The sequence below is a fragment of the Caulobacter segnis ATCC 21756 genome, from assembly GCF_000092285.1.
GTDB lineage: Bacteria > Pseudomonadota > Alphaproteobacteria > Caulobacterales > Caulobacteraceae > Caulobacter > Caulobacter segnis.
Genome location: NC_014100.1, coordinates 3018665 through 3032222, shown reverse-complemented (window position 1 = coordinate 3032222; position 13558 = coordinate 3018665). Strand labels below are relative to the sequence as shown.

12 protein-coding genes and 1 tRNA gene are annotated in these 13558 nt (G+C 65.9%); 6 read left to right on the top strand and 7 right to left on the bottom strand.

Translation table 11 applies throughout. The features are described 5' to 3' along the window. The first annotated feature begins 49 nt into the window (after nt 1–49). Nucleotides 50–1546, top strand: a complete 1497-nt coding sequence (gatB, locus tag CSEG_RS13875; RefSeq protein WP_013079869.1) for an Asp-tRNA(Asn)/Glu-tRNA(Gln) amidotransferase subunit GatB — start codon at nt 50–52, stop codon at nt 1544–1546. Nucleotides 1547–1622: 76 nt separating this feature from the next. On the opposite strand, the gene CSEG_RS22880 is transcribed toward gatB, so the two are convergent. Together CSEG_RS22880 and CSEG_RS13865 are read right to left on the bottom strand one after the other, a co-directional pair. After that, nucleotides 1623–2036, bottom strand: a complete 414-nt coding sequence (locus CSEG_RS22880) for a proteophosphoglycan 5 (protein WP_167535132.1) — start codon at nt 2034–2036, stop codon at nt 1623–1625. Nucleotides 2037–2180: 144 nt separating this feature from the next. Continuing rightward, complete coding sequence (locus tag CSEG_RS13865; RefSeq protein ID WP_013079867.1) at nt 2181–2666, bottom strand: RcnB family protein; 486 nt, start codon at nt 2664–2666, stop codon at nt 2181–2183. A gap of 500 nt (nt 2667–3166) precedes the next feature. Between CSEG_RS13865 and CSEG_RS13860 the strand changes: the two genes are divergently transcribed. Continuing rightward, nucleotides 3167–3445 (top strand): sel1 repeat family protein, encoded by a 279-nt coding sequence (locus CSEG_RS13860; protein WP_013079866.1) that lies wholly within the window; start codon nt 3167–3169, stop codon nt 3443–3445. Nucleotides 3446–3624: 179 nt separating this feature from the next. Here the strand turns inward: CSEG_RS13860 and hfsE are convergent, their stop codons facing one another. Then, on the bottom strand, nt 3625–5115 hold the full coding sequence (gene hfsE, locus CSEG_RS13855) for a polysaccharide biosynthesis protein HfsE (protein WP_013079865.1): 1491 nt from the start codon (nt 5113–5115) through the stop codon (nt 3625–3627). A 159-nt stretch (nt 5116–5274) separates the two neighbouring features. Between hfsE and CSEG_RS13850 the strand changes: the two genes are divergently transcribed. After that, nucleotides 5275–5365, top strand: a tRNA-Ser gene (locus CSEG_RS13850). A gap of 161 nt (nt 5366–5526) precedes the next feature. Then, nucleotides 5527–6147 carry a TetR/AcrR family transcriptional regulator gene (locus CSEG_RS13845; RefSeq protein ID WP_013079864.1) on the top strand — a complete coding sequence of 207 codons (621 nt, stop codon included), beginning with the start codon at nt 5527–5529 and terminating at the stop codon, nt 6145–6147. 130 nt (nt 6148–6277) lie between these two features. Here the strand turns inward: CSEG_RS13845 and CSEG_RS13840 are convergent, their stop codons facing one another. Next, nucleotides 6278–6799, bottom strand: coding sequence for a MaoC family dehydratase (locus tag CSEG_RS13840; RefSeq protein ID WP_013079863.1), 522 nt, complete (start codon nt 6797–6799; stop codon nt 6278–6280). A 211-nt stretch (nt 6800–7010) separates the two neighbouring features. Continuing rightward, entirely contained in the window at nt 7011–7256 is a 246-nt protein-coding gene (locus CSEG_RS13835) for a DUF2188 domain-containing protein (protein ID WP_013079862.1), read from the bottom strand. A gap of 229 nt (nt 7257–7485) precedes the next feature. Here CSEG_RS13835 and CSEG_RS13830 point away from each other — a divergent pair, with 229 nt between their 5' ends. Then, nucleotides 7486–9654: a TonB-dependent receptor gene (locus CSEG_RS13830; protein WP_013079861.1), complete on the top strand. Its 2169-nt coding sequence runs from the start codon at nt 7486–7488 to the stop codon at nt 9652–9654. Then, nucleotides 9654–10739, top strand: coding sequence for a PepSY-associated TM helix domain-containing protein (locus tag CSEG_RS13825; protein WP_013079860.1), 1086 nt, complete (start codon nt 9654–9656; stop codon nt 10737–10739). The genes CSEG_RS13830 and CSEG_RS13825 overlap by 1 nt, the downstream gene beginning before the upstream one ends. A 10-nt stretch (nt 10740–10749) precedes the next feature. Here CSEG_RS13825 and CSEG_RS13820 read toward each other — a convergent pair whose 3' ends face one another. Together CSEG_RS13820 and CSEG_RS13815 are read right to left on the bottom strand one after the other, a co-directional pair. Next, nucleotides 10750–11145 (bottom strand): hypothetical protein, encoded by a 396-nt coding sequence (locus CSEG_RS13820; RefSeq protein WP_013079859.1) that lies wholly within the window; start codon nt 11143–11145, stop codon nt 10750–10752. Between the two features lie 183 nt (nt 11146–11328). Next, nucleotides 11329–13554 carry a TonB-dependent receptor domain-containing protein gene (locus CSEG_RS13815; protein WP_013079858.1) on the bottom strand — a complete coding sequence of 742 codons (2226 nt, stop codon included), beginning with the start codon at nt 13552–13554 and terminating at the stop codon, nt 11329–11331. Between the last annotated feature and the right edge of the window lie 4 nt (nt 13555–13558).

The window sequence follows — 13558 nt, the reverse complement described above, 5'->3', positions numbered from 1 at the left end:
GCGTCCCAGAGCTTTTCCGGCCTAGGGCGCTTGATGTAGAGAGACGGCCATGACGCAAGAATCCAAACAGATCCAAGGTCGCACTGGCCCCTGGGAAATGGTCCTCGGTCTCGAGGTGCACGCTCAGGTCGCCAGCAAGTCCAAGCTTTTCTCCGGCGCCGCCGTCGGTTTCGGTGCGGGCCCGAACGAGCAGGTCAGCCTCGTGGACGCGGCCATGCCCGGCATGCTGCCGGTGCTGAACCGGTTCTGCGTCGAGCAAGCCGTGAAGACCGGCCTTGGCCTGAAGGCCCAGATCAACCTGAAGAGCCGCTTCGACCGGAAGAACTACTTCTATCCGGATCTGCCGCAGGGCTATCAGATCAGCCAGTTCGACCAGCCGATCGTCGGCGAGGGCGTGGTGACGGTCGAGCGCGACGACGGCACGACCTTCGACGTGCGCATCGAGCGCCTGCACCTGGAGCAGGACGCCGGCAAGTCGCTGCACGATCAGGACCCGAACGCGACCTATGTCGACCTGAACCGCGCGGGCACGGCGCTGATGGAGATCGTCTCCAAGCCGGACATGCGCACCTCGGAAGAGGCCGCCGCCTACGTCAAGAAGCTGCGGACGATCCTCGTCTATCTCGGCACCTGCGACGGCGACATGGAGAAGGGCAACCTGCGCGCCGACGTGAACGTCTCGGTCTGCCGTCCGGGCGACTACGAGAAGTTCCGCGCCACGGGCGACTTCAAGCACCTGGGCACGCGCTGCGAGATCAAGAACGTCAACTCGTATCGCTACATCCAGCAGGCCATCGAGTACGAGGCTCGCCGCCAGATCGAGATACTTGAGGACGGCGGCAAGATCGACCAGGAGACCCGCCTGTTCGACCCGAACAAGGGCGAGACCCGCTCGATGCGCTCGAAGGAAGAGGCGCACGACTACCGCTATTTCCCCGATCCGGACCTGCTGCCGCTGGTGCTGGATCCGGCCTGGGTGAAGTCGATCGAACAGACCCTGCCGGAGCTGCCGGACGCCAAGAAGGCGCGGCTGCAGAGCCAGTACGGCCTGTCGGCCTATGACGCCGGCGTGCTGATCATCGACGCCGACCGCGCCGACTACTTCGAGGCGGCGGCCAAGGGGCGCGACGCCAAGCTGGTGGCCAACTGGGTCACGAACGAACTGCTGGCCAAGCTGTCGGCCGCCGGCACGGCGTTCACGGACTCGCCGCTGCCGTCGTCGGACATCACCCAGCTGGTCGAGCTGATCGAGAACGGCACCATCTCGTCGAAGATCGCCAAGGAGGTCTTCGAGCACATGTGGGCCGGCGAAGGCCGTCCCGCCGAGATCGTCGAGAAGCGCGGCCTCGTGCAGATCAACGACACCGGCGCGATCGAGAAGGCCATCGACGACCTGATCGCCGGCAATCCGGACAAGGCCGAGGCCGTGAAGGACAAGCCGCAGGCCCTGGGCTGGTTCGTCGGCCAGGTCATGAAGGCCACCGGCGGCAAGGCCAACCCCGCGACGGTCAACGAGCTGCTGCGCAAGAAGCTCGGCGTCGAATAGGCGCTGTCACCGGCTGAAACGACGAGGGCCCGCGGCGAAAACCGCGGGCCCTTCTTCGTTGATGCGAACTTTTTTCTTATTGCGGCGTGTTCGGCGAGGACGGATCGCTCGACGGGGGCGTCTTGGCGTCGCCGCCATGATCCTTGTGCTTCTTGCTCTTCTTGGCCGGCTTTTCGCCGGTCATGGCCGAGCTGTCGTCGCTGGTGGGCGCGGTCGCCGAGGTCGGAGAGGCGGCGCTGTCGGCCGGCGCGGCGGTCTCCGGCGAGGTTTGCGTCGGCGAGCCCGTCGAGGTGGTCGCGTCGTTGGTCGGCGCCGGCGTCGTCGTCATCGGAGACGGGTTGGCGGGCGAGGTCTGGGGCAGGGTGGCCTGGGCCATGGCGGAGCCGGCGAAGGCGGCGGCGGCCAGGGCGACTACGGCGGTGGTGGTGCGCAGGGTCTTCATCACATCAGGACCTGTTTCGTCAGCGTCGGACTGTGACGCGATCTTCACGCTGGCCCTGCAATGCGGTCGAATTGGCTTCGCAATCAGGCCATTGCGCCCCATGCGCGGCAAGGTTGCGGCGCGCATGGCCGTAAAGCGGCGTCCCAGGCATAGCCCAGGACGCCGTGACGAGCGTATTTGCGCGCCTGAGGTCTACCGGTTAGCGATCACCTCGAAGATTAGGCCGGTCGCGATCGCCGCGAGCACGTAGTCATTGCCTGTGCGATACCAATAGTAGCCGCGAGGCGGCGGGCGCAGATGGTAGCGATAGTAATCGTTCACGACATATCCGCCACCGCGATAGTAGGAGGGCAAGTAAGCACCCCGGCGCCAGGCCTCGTAGCCGGGTCGATAGCCGGGACGGCCGTAGTATGCGGCCGGCGGCGGCCCATAGTGCCAGCGGCTGTTGTAGTAATAACCGTTGTGGCGGCCATGATCCCAGCGGTCGCCGCGGTCCCAACGATCTCGACGGTCCCAGCCATTGTGGCGGCCATTGTCCCAGCGGCCTCGGTCATGATCCCGATCGCGGTCGCGATGCTCCCAGCGGCCGCGATCCTGCGCGCTGGCGTCCGTCGCCGACAGGACCATCGGGCTCGCCACCGAAGCGGCGGCGGCGATCGTGAGCAGCAGACGTTTCATGTCGTCTTCTCCTATGGACGGCGGCTAGGCCGCCGAGAGGTTCCCTCGACCTTTGAACGCACGATCGCTCTGGCTGACTGAACCCCGCCTGAACGGGACAGACATCTATATGAAGGGGCGGCAGGCTTCGGACCTTCAGGCCGGGCGCTTCTCGCGATGTACGCCGCCATTTTCGAAGGCCTCCCCAATTTGAGGAGAGGGCGCGCGCGGGCTGGCGCGGGCGAAGTCGTCCAATCGTGGGGGCGCCGAGCTAGGGTTCAGCGGCCAGCGGCCTAGGAAAAGCGGCAAAAGAGGCGCTTAAAAAGCTGTGTTATCAGAGGTGCGTTAAGAGGCTGTATACTAACATTTACGCGCAGTAATCGGTCTGAGCGTCCAGTATACATTTGGTCGCATCCATCGTCCCTGGGCGATTAACTATATGTTCAGTCGCGTTGGACTTTCCTCCACTCTAGCTCTGATCCGGCAGAACGCCGTGGTGAGCCTAAGAAGGGAGATGAGCCATGATGTTGATGAATGAACCGCCGGCCGTCGTCGCTACGCTGCCGCTGCCGACCGCCGAGTCCACCGGTGACGAGCTGTTCCGTATGGGGCTGCTGTATTCGACCGGCCAGGGCGGCGCGCCGTTGGACTATGTGTCGGCCCACATGCTGTTCAACCTGGCCGCCATGCGCGGTTCGGTCGAGGCTAAGCTTTACCGCAAGGAGCTGGCGCAGGAGATGGCCAGCGAAGATGTCGCCGAGGCTCAACGCCAAGCGCGCGAGTGGCTCGCCCACGGCTGAGCCCGGTTCTCCGGGCTCATACTTCCAGATCAGAAGACGGCTGAAGACGGCGTCCGGTCTTCAGCGGCCTCCAAGGCCGCCTCGTCGCGCCCTTCGCTGGGCCGGGCTACGGCAGCCCGGCCAGTGACGTAGGGCCCTCTCGCACATCCTAGCGCGCCGAAGCTCGCCCCATCCCCCTTCTAGCGAACCGCCGAGCGATCCCCCAGCAGGCAGGGCACGGTCAGCAGGATGATGTAGAGATCCAGCCAGAACGACTGACGCTCGATATACTCGACATCCAGCGCCACGCGCCGACGCACGCATTCGGGCGTGTCGACCGGCCCGCGCGAGCCGTTGATCGCCGCCCATCCGGTGATGCCGGGCTTCATCCGGTGGCGGTGGGCGTACTCGGCCACCAGCTTCGCCGACTCGACGCCCGCGGTCTTCATGCCGACGGCGTGCGGGCGTGGGCCCACGATCGACATCTCGCCGCGGAGCACGTTGAACAGCTGAGGCAGCTCGTCCAGGCTGGTCTTACGGATAAAGCGTCCCACACGGGTCACCCGATCGTCGCCGGCGCGGATCTGGCGCGAGGCTTGGGCGTCGGCCGCCTCGTGACGCATCGAGCGGAACTTCCAGACCAGGAACTCCTCGTTATTGAAGCCGTGACGGCGCTGGCGGAAGAAGATCGGGCCAGGGCTGTCGAACTTCACGGCGAGCGCGATCGCCAGCATGAACGGGCTGGCGAGGGCGAGGCCGGTCGCGGCCAGCGCCAGGTCCAGGGCGCGCTTAACCAGGACACGGCGTCGGCGAAGGTCGCGCCAGCCCGAAAGCGGATGTTCCGCGCCGTCCGCAATGCGCGCCAGGGTCGCGTCGTCTTCGTCCGGGCTTCCGCCATCGACGAACAGGTTCAAGGGGTGGGGCAGGACGCCCAGCTTGTCGACCAACTCCTTGACCCGAGCCTCGGCGGTCGCGGTGATGGCGATGACCACGCGGTCGGTATAGGGCGCTAGCCGGTGATGGAGCAGGGCGTCGGTGTCGCCCAGCAGCGGAACGCCCAGAATGTTCACCGGCGCGCGGCGCAGGCGATCGTCGAATAGCCCCAGCACGTTGACCTCGCCCGTGCGCATCGCCGCCTCGATGAAGCGCTGAGCGTTGGCCGTAGCGCCGACGATCACGACATTGGGGGTGAGCAAGCCTTGGCGTCGGGCGTGGTCGATGATCTTCCACCAGCCGGTGTGCAGCGCGACCAGGAAGCCGCTGGCGCCGAGCAACGGGAAAGCCGAGCGGGCGTCCAGCGGATTGAACACCAGCGAAGCCATCGTCGCGAAAATGGCGGCGATCACGAGCGCTTGGCCCACATGGCTGAGATGGCCGGTCAGGCTCTGCTTGCGCGGGAACGCATAGGCGCCGACGGCGCGGAAGGCGATCGGAACGGCGAGCGTCCATGTAAAGCCTGTCAGAAGGTCACGCCCCAGGGTGACAGGGGCGGCCATCATCAGGGCGCACGCAACGTCGACCAAGGCGAAGACTCGCGCCAGCCAGCGCGCATCCATCCGCGAGCGCGACGGGACCAGCTTGGGTGGCCGCATCGGCGCGCGCCGCCGCCCGCGCTCGCGCTGGGGCGCTTCTTGGCTGATCCGGGCCTTGAGTTCACCCGGGGCGGTGAACTCGAGGCCTGAAGCGCGCATGGAATTAGGCTCTGGAATAGGCTGCATGGCGACCGATGTTCGGAAAACATCGTTCAATCTAATCAAGCCTTCTAAGTGCGACGTTAACACGCACATTTTTGGCATTGACGCCGTTGTCATGTCGCACCGAACAGGCTATCGAACCGCTCCCTCTCAGGAGGAGACGTGGCCGAGAGGCTGAAGGCACCGCTTTGCTAAAGCGGCATACCTCAAAAGGGTATCGAGGGTTCGAATCCCTCCGTCTCCGCCATCCCTCCCACATCGTTTCATGATCAGGCCCTTGGCGGCCCGGGGTGTTCTCACGCCGAGCCGTGTCGCGCCGTACGGGTTGATCTCGCTCCGTTTTGGCGTGACGCCGCAGAGGGGGAAGCGTACAGGCTGGTCTAGAAAAGCGAGGGAGGCCGCTGAACCGTGCGGGTGAAGAGCGAGACGAAGCGGAAGGCGATTCTGGACGCAGCCAAGGACGTTTTCCTTGAGCGCGGCTATGTCGCCGCCAGCATGGCTCAGGTCTCCGCCCGGGTCGGCGGCTCCAAACAGACGCTCTACAGCTACTTCGCCTCCAAGGAGGATCTGTTCGTCGCGGTCATGCTCGAGAAGGGCGCGACCCAGGTTGAGCCTCTGTTCGACGTGTTTCAGGCCAGCGATGATCTGGCCGAAGCTGTCCGCGCCTTCGCGCTCGCCTTCGTCCGCTTCGTCACGAGCGACGAGATCGTGGCCTTTCGCCGGATCATCTACGCCGAAGGCTGCAAGTCGGATCTTGGCCGTTTGTTCTACGAGAACGGGCCCCAGCGGACGTGGACGCGGATGGCGCAGGTGTTCGAACAGGCGATGGCGGAGGGGCGCATGCGGCGCGTCGATCCCTTGATCGCGGTCGACCAGCTTCACGCCCTTTGCGAGGCCGGACCCGTCCGGCGCCTGATCGAGGGCTCGTTGGCCAGAATCGCCGAGGAGGACATGACGGCTACGGCCATGCAGGCCGCTGACACTTTTATTCGCGCCTTCGAGCTCGGAGGTCGCATCGGCCCATCTTGATCCGCTTTACTCGTTGCGACTGACACCTTCGTGCCTTCGATCGGAGAAGGGGCGGGGCCAGTCCCTAGGGACGAGGCAGGCGGCCTTCCTGGCGACCGCTTCCGGCGCCAAGTACCTGTTCCTGCGGCGATCAGTAGGTCTCGACGCGATCCTCGACCGCGTTGCCACGCGCCGGGATCAGCATGCTGCGCTTGAAGGTGCAGACGACTTCGCCGCGCTGGTTCTTGCCGATCGTGCGGATGGTCACGATGCCCTGGCCGGGACGCGAAGAGCTCTCGCGCTTGGCCAGCACTTCGCTTTCGCCGTACAGCGTGTCGCCGTGGAAGACCGGGGCGGTGAACTTCACGTCGTCCATGCCCAGGTTGGCGATCGCCTTTTGGGAGACGTCCGTGACGCTCATGCCGATCAGCAGGGCCAGGGTGTAAGGGCTGACGACCAGGTTCTGCTTGAACTCCGAGGCCTTGGCGAACTCAGCGTCGAAGTGCAGCGGGTGGGTGTTGAGCGTTAGCAGCGTGAACAGGTGGTTGTCGTACTCAGTGACGGTCTTGCCTGGGCGATGCTCATAGACGTCGCCGACGTGGAAGTCCTCGTAGTAGCGGCCGAAAGTCTCACGGTAGCGATGCGGGCCGACCTCTTTCCAGTTCTGAACCAAGACTGCTTTCCTCTAAGGGACTGATGCGCGCGCAAGGACGCGGTCGGCCGATCGATCGCCCGCGGTCGGGAAGACAATTGGGCATCGGCTATATCATGAAGCCGCTCTTGGCCGTCTCAAGGCAAGACCTGGACGCGGCGGACGCCCCTTGGGAGCACCGGCAAGTCGCGATGGCGGCGTTCGACGCTACGGCGTGAACCGGAGCTTGGCCTTAGGCAGCGACGACGATGAAAGGGCGAAGCGACTCGTAACGTTCACCCCGCCAGCGACCTACCGTCGCTCCGGCGTCGTCCAGCAGAAGGATTTCGCTCTCGGCCCCTTGGACGGCGGCGCGCATCGAAAGCCATCGCGCGCGACGCTCCGCCGACTGAAGAGTGTCGAAGCGCAGCGAGCGGTCGTCATTTTCTAAGCGCACCCGCCAGCCGTCCGAGGCTGGAAAGACCAGATATCTGAACATACCAGTCGCTCCCGCCGATCTTCGGCGCGGGCGTCAAACGGTGGAGAGCCGATATAGGTTCCGCTCAGTCTGCGGCGGCCCGGGCAGGCGGGATCGTCTTTGCACCTTCCAATTTCCAACCGATCAGTCGGCTGACGGCGAACCTGACGCGTTCAGGTCAATATTTGTTGCAAGTGACTTTCAATAACGCTTATACGCCCCGCACATTGATTGTTCGGGCGGGTTCACAGTGCGATTTCAAACCAAGGGCGCGGGTCATCGCGCTGTTCTCGTTTCCAGCCTGAGCCTTCTGGCCCTGTCGGCCGGCGGCGCGGCCCAAGCGCGTTCGGAAGAGCCTTCGACCGCTGTCGATCAGGTGGTGATCACGGCCGCGCGGACCATCCTCCCCGCCAGCGCCCTGCCGATGACCGTGGATGTCGTCGACAATGAGAGCCTGACCCAACAGGTCGCGATCAGCGGCTCGGTGATCGACGCCATCGCGACCCTGTCGCCGTCCTTCTCGCCGACGCGCCAGAAGCTCTCCGGCGCCGGGGAAACCTTGCGAGGGCGCTCGCCCCTTTATGCGATCAACGGCATTCCGCAATCGACCCCGATCCGTGACGGCTCGCGCGACGGCTACACGATCGATCCCTTCTTCGTGGATCGGGTCGAGCTGATCTACGGTTCGAACGCGCTTCAGGGCATCGGCGCCACGGGCGGCGTGGTCAACCAGGTCACCGTCGGCCCGCCGAAGCAGGATGGGGTCTCGGGACGCGTTATGGCCCAGACCACCGTCGGCAACGACCTGGGCGACGCGGTCGGCGGCAAGCTGGCGGGCCTCGTCGGCTGGCGCGAGGGCGCGTTCGACGCGACGGCCGGCGTGGCCTACGAGTCGCGCGGCGCCTTCTACGACGCCCGTGGCCGCCGCATCGGCATGGACAACACCCAGGGCGACGTCCAGGATTCCAAGACCCTGTCGCTGTTTGGCCGCTTCGGCTGGCAGATCGACCCCAGCACGCGTCTGGACATCGTCGCCAACCGTTTCGAGCTGAAGGGCGACGGCGACTATGTGACCGTCACCGGGACTGCCGCAGCGCCGACCGATGGCTCGCGCGCGACCCGCCTGCCGACCACGGCCTATCGCGGCGTCGTGCCCGGCAAGCCGGCCCAAGGGCGTGTCGAGACCGTGTCGGCCTCGCTGACCGATGACGACCTCTACGGCGGCGCCCTGACCGCCCAACTGTTCTTCAACCGCTCGCGCGACACGTTCGGCGGCGACCGGAACGCGACGTTCCAAGACACCAGCATCGCGCCGTCGGGCACGCTGTTCGACCAGTCCTCGAACCGCTCGCGCAAGCTGGGCGCGCGGGCCAGCTATGAGCGCGCCGTGCCCGGCGTCGAAGGGCTGACAGCGACCGTGGGTCTCGATGCCTTGAACGACCGGACCGAGCAACTGCTGATCGCCACCGGTCGCGCCTGGGTGCCGCCGACCAAGTTCCAGAGCCTCGCGCCCTTCATCCAGGGCAACTACGCCCTGCTGGGCGGCAAGCTGCGCCTGGCGGGCGGCGTCCGCTTCGAGAACGTCGAGCTGAAGGTCGACGACTTCACGACCCTGGCCTTCTACGGCTCGCGCAAGGTCGCTGGCGGCAATCCGGACTTCAAGGCGACCCTGGCCAACGGGGGCGTCGTGTTCGAGCCCGCCAAAGGCCTTCGCGTCTACGGCAGCTACGCCGAGGGTTACACCGTGCCCGATGTCGGCCGCATCCTGCGCGCCATCAACGTCGCCAACGTGGACGTCGACACCTACCTGGCGATCGAGCCGATCGTGTCGAACAACCGCGAACTCGGCGCCGAGCTGAAGCGCGGTCCGTTCGACGCCAGCGTCGCCTATTTCTGGTCCTCGTCCAAGCTGGGCCAGCTGCTGGTCAAGAACGCCGGCGGCATTTTCGACGTGCAGCGCCAGCGTGTGGCGATTGAAGGTCTGGAAGTCAATGTGAAGGCGCGTACGCCCGTGCCGGGTCTCGATCTCTCGGCGGGCTACGCCCGTCTGCGGGGCAGGACCGACACCAACGCGGACGGCAAGGTCGACACCGACCTGGACGGCGCCAACATCTCGCCCGACCGCCTGAACCTCGCCGCCGACTACCAGACGGGCAAGTGGGCGCTACGCGTGCAGATGCAGTCGTACCTGTCGCGTGGCATGCAGAGCGCGCTCGTGAAGGACGACTTCGAAGGCTACACCGTCGCGGACGCCTTTGTCCGGTACCAGCTGCCTGTCGGCGCGGTGTCGCTGGGCGTCCAGAACCTCTTCGACAAGCAGTACCTGACCTACTATTCGGACACGACCTTGCCGGCCAAGGACAAGATCTACGCCGGGCGTGGCCGGACCGCGACCCTGGGCTGGGAAACCCGCTTCTGATGAAGACCTTGCGCCTGCTGCACCGCTGGACCGGCGGGTTCGTCGGACTGCTGCTGGCGCTATTCGGCCTGAGCGGCGCTCTACTGGTCCACAAGGACGCTTTCCTGCGGGCCACCATGCCTCACGCGGCCGATGCGCAGCGGCAGGACACGGCCACCCTGGCGGCGGCGGCGACGAGGATCTTCGCCTCCGACGAGCGTCCCCGCTCCATCGTGCTGGCGACCGAGCGTCTGGGTCTTCACAAACTCTCCTACAAGGGCGAGCGCGCGGCCTATGCCGATCAGGACGGGAACATCGTCCAGAGCTGGACCTCGAACTGGTCGCGCCCTGAGGTCTGGCTGTTCGACTTCCATCATCACCTCTTCAACGGCGACGCGGGAGAGGTCGTCGGTGGCGTGATCGGGCTCGTCGGCTTGGGCTTCGTGGTGACGGGCCTGATCCTCTGGTGGCCGACGCGGCGGATGTTCCGGTTCCGGCTGTGGCCGCAGGCGGCGCGCCGCGCGGCCATCGTGCACCATCACCGGGATCTTGGCGCCTGGATCGCACCGCTCCTGATCCTGTCGCTGACGACAGGCGCGGCGATGAACCTGAAGTGGTTCTCCCAAGCGCTCCGCGCGCCCTTCACGTCGCCGGCCGTCATGGAAGCTGCGTCGGCGCCGCCGAAAATCGTCGGCGGAAAACTGGCCAAGAACCTCGATTGGGCGAAAGTCATCGGCGCGGCGCAGGCCCGCTTTCCGGACGCTGAGGTGCGGACGATCGCCTTGCCCGCCAAGGCTGGCGGACTGATCCAAATCCGTCTCAGGCGCGAGCCCGAGTGGTTGCCGAACGGTCGGTCGGTGGTCTGGTTCGATCCAGCCGACGGGCGGCCCGTGGCCAGCCGTGACGCCTTGGCGCTGCCGCTCGGCGCGCGGATCGCAAATGCGGACTATCCTTTGCACGCGGCCAAGGTCGGAGGACTGCCTTACCGCCTCGTGATGACGGTGTCTGGCTTGGGGCTCGCGCTGTTGGGAAGCCTGGCGGTTGTGACCTTCTGGGGCAATCCCAGCGGTCTGCCGCGGCGTCGGCGTCCCGCCCGTCAGCGGTAGTCTTCAGGCTTCAGCGCCGTTCGAGGGCCTGCAGAGTCTTCACCGCGCGCTGGATCTTGGCGTAGGTGCGACGGACGGCCTCCAGGCGCTCCGGGGAGCGGTCGATCGCTTCCGGGACGATAAAGCCGTTGCGGCCGCGCCGGGTTATTTTTCCGGCGGCCTCCAGAACGACAAAGCGGCGGCGCACCGTTTCATAGGGTTGGCCGAGGGAATTGGCGACCTGCCGGATGGTCAGAGGGCGTCGCTCACGATCTGGCGGCGCCTTGTCCAGGTCGGCGAACTGGTCGGCCGGCAGATGGGCGCAATTGCCTGAACTCAGCGCCGCCAGCACCAGGAGGCCAAGCAGATCGCCGTCATGGGCTTCGATTCCCGCCACCAGTTGGTCGAGCAGGAAGTTGGTGGCCACGCGGATGGCGGCTCCGCCAGGAAGGTGGACTTCGGACGTTACGGCTAAGCTTGTCATGCCTCTGCAGAAAGCCGATCGCGCGACAAAGGCCATAAGGCAGGTTGTCGCAGCGAAAGCATGAGAGGCTCAACTGCGCCCCGTTGCGGCGGCCGGCGAGACACCCGCCGACCGCCGCCCCGGAGTCTACATCGGACCGACGCCGCCCGGTGTGGTCTGGAAGTCGAACGCCGGCTCGCGCGGCCGACGGGGATTGGCCGCACCCTGGCCGCCGAAGCCGTAGGTGACGCCGACGAAGATGGCGCGCAGGTCGAGGTCCATCGCCCGGCGCTCCTTCAAAGCGGCGGTATTGATGACCAGCTTGTCGCCGAAGGTCTTCAGCGAGTCCTGCACGGTGATGACGCCGGACAGACGATCGTTGAACTTGTGGCGGTAGCCCAGGTTCAGCATGCCGGTTGGTTCGCGATAGCCTTGGGGCGTCAGGCGTTTTCCGATCGCGAAGCCGCTGATCTGCAGGAAGTCCTTCGGCGTCGCCTGGATATTCAGGGCGGCGTAGCCCGACACGGCCCAGGTCGAGCGGCTGTCGGGGAAGCCGAGGTCGGTGGCGCCGATCTCGTTCCAGGCGGCGTTGCCGCTGATCGTGTAGGAAATCTTCGGCGTCAGGCGAGCGTTGGCGACCAGCTCCAGACCGCCGCTGCGGCTCTTGGCGAGATTGGCCTTGGTGGTCAGCAGCGCGCCGCCCGGCAGCTCGCGCACCACGTCGGTGACGCCGTCCCGCGCCTGACGCCAGTAAAGCGTGCCCAGATAGTAGTTGAAGCCCTTGCGCAGTTGGTAGGCGACCTCGAACGAGTCCGTCACCTGCGGCTTCAGGCGCGGGTCGCCTTGGCGGTAGTTATAGGGGTCCTGGTAGATCCTATAAGGGTTCAGATCTTGAGCTGTGGGCCGCTGGATGCGGCGGCTGTAGCTGGCGTTGATCTGGCGGGTGTCGTCGACCTTGTATTGGACATGCAGCGACGGATAGGCGCGAAGGTAGTCGTAGGAGTCCTTGAGGCTCGACGTGACCTGATTGGTGTCGACCTGGACCTCTTCCAAGCGCAGGCCCGGCATCACCGTCCAGTCGCCGATCGCGCGGCTGTAGGTGGCGTAGAAGGCGTTCACGGCCTGATCGTACTTGAACTGGTTGGTTAGCGCCGGATCGGTGGTCAAGGATCCGCCGATCGGACCCCGGGCGCCGAAGTTGTCGTAGTCGTTGTCGTCGATCTGCAGCTCATAGCCAGCGACCAGCTTGGCGCCGTCGGGCAGGGGGCGCTTGTACTCGGCCTTCAGCCGAGTCTGGACCAGCTCATCGCCGATCCGGACGCGCTCGGCGTAGTTCGAGGCGACCGGCAACTGATTGAAGCCGTCCGAAGCGGTGGTCTGGCGGTCGCGGGTGCGCTCGAGGCTGGCGCGAACGGTGAACTCATGATCGTCGCCGGAGAGTTTGCGGCGCAGGTCGCTCGACAGGCCCGCCACGGAGCGCTTCATCTCGCCGTCGCCGCGCCGCTGGTAGCGGACGCTGGGCGCGCCGCTCGGTGTGCGGCCGTCATAGTCCGAGCCGGACTTGGACTTGTAGGTCATGTCGTTGTAGCGGGCTTCGGCGCTGAGCCGGGTCTTCTTGTCCAGGTCGTAGTCGACGCCGGCGCGGGCGTTGTGCGATTGGCCCCGGCTGACGAAATCGACCTTCTGATGGCTGGGCGAATATTGACCCGTGGCGGTGTCGAGGCGCTCGCGCTCGTCGACGATCCGCCCCTTGGCCTTGTCGCGGCGCCATCCGGCGTCGGCCGATAGGGTCAGGGCCTTGGTGTTGCGGGCGAGGCTGATGCTGGCGTTCTTGCGGCCTTCCGTGCCGAAGTTACCCCGCACCGAACCTGTGGTCCCGACGGCGCGCTGCTGCTTGGTGATCAGGTTGATGACGCCCGCCGTGCCCTCGGGGCTGAAGGCGGCCGAGGGATTGGTCATCACCTCGACGCGCTCGAACTGGCTGGCGGGGATCTGCTGCAGGACCTGGCCGCGGTTCTCGCCCTTGAACATGCCGGACGGCTTGCCGTCGATCATGATCGTAACGTTGGAGTCGCCGCGCAGGCTGACATTGCCCTGCACGTCCACTTGAACCGAGGGCACGTTGCGCAGCACGTCGGCGACCGAGCCGGTGGTCGCCTGGATGTCCTTGCCCAGGCTATAGCTGCGGCGGTCGATCGAGGTCTTGATATCCTGGCCGTTGGGCGCGGTGATCGTCACGCCCTGCACCTGGTTCGACGGCTCCTTCTTGGCGGGGGCCGGGGATGAGGTCGTCGTTTGGGCGAAGGCGTTGGCGCTGAACGCGACCAGGCCCGTGGCGGCCAGAAGGGCGGCGCGGCGGGTCATGAAGGTCATCGAA

Coding starts and splice junctions, on each gene's coding strand:
- gatB (WP_013079869.1), top strand. CDS start 50: ATGACGCAAGAATCCAAACAGATCCAAGGTCGCACTGGCCCCTGGGAA.
- CSEG_RS13865 (WP_013079867.1), bottom strand. CDS start 2,666: ATGAAACGTCTGCTGCTCACGATCGCCGCCGCCGCTTCGGTGGCGAGC.
- CSEG_RS13860 (WP_013079866.1), top strand. CDS start 3,167: ATGATGTTGATGAATGAACCGCCGGCCGTCGTCGCTACGCTGCCGCTG.
- hfsE (WP_013079865.1), bottom strand. CDS start 5,115: ATGCGCGCTTCAGGCCTCGAGTTCACCGCCCCGGGTGAACTCAAGGCC.
- CSEG_RS13835 (WP_013079862.1), bottom strand. CDS start 7,256: ATGTTCAGATATCTGGTCTTTCCAGCCTCGGACGGCTGGCGGGTGCGC.
- CSEG_RS13825 (WP_013079860.1), top strand. CDS start 9,654: ATGAAGACCTTGCGCCTGCTGCACCGCTGGACCGGCGGGTTCGTCGGA.
- CSEG_RS13815 (WP_013079858.1), bottom strand. CDS start 13,554: ATGACCTTCATGACCCGCCGCGCCGCCCTTCTGGCCGCCACGGGCCTG.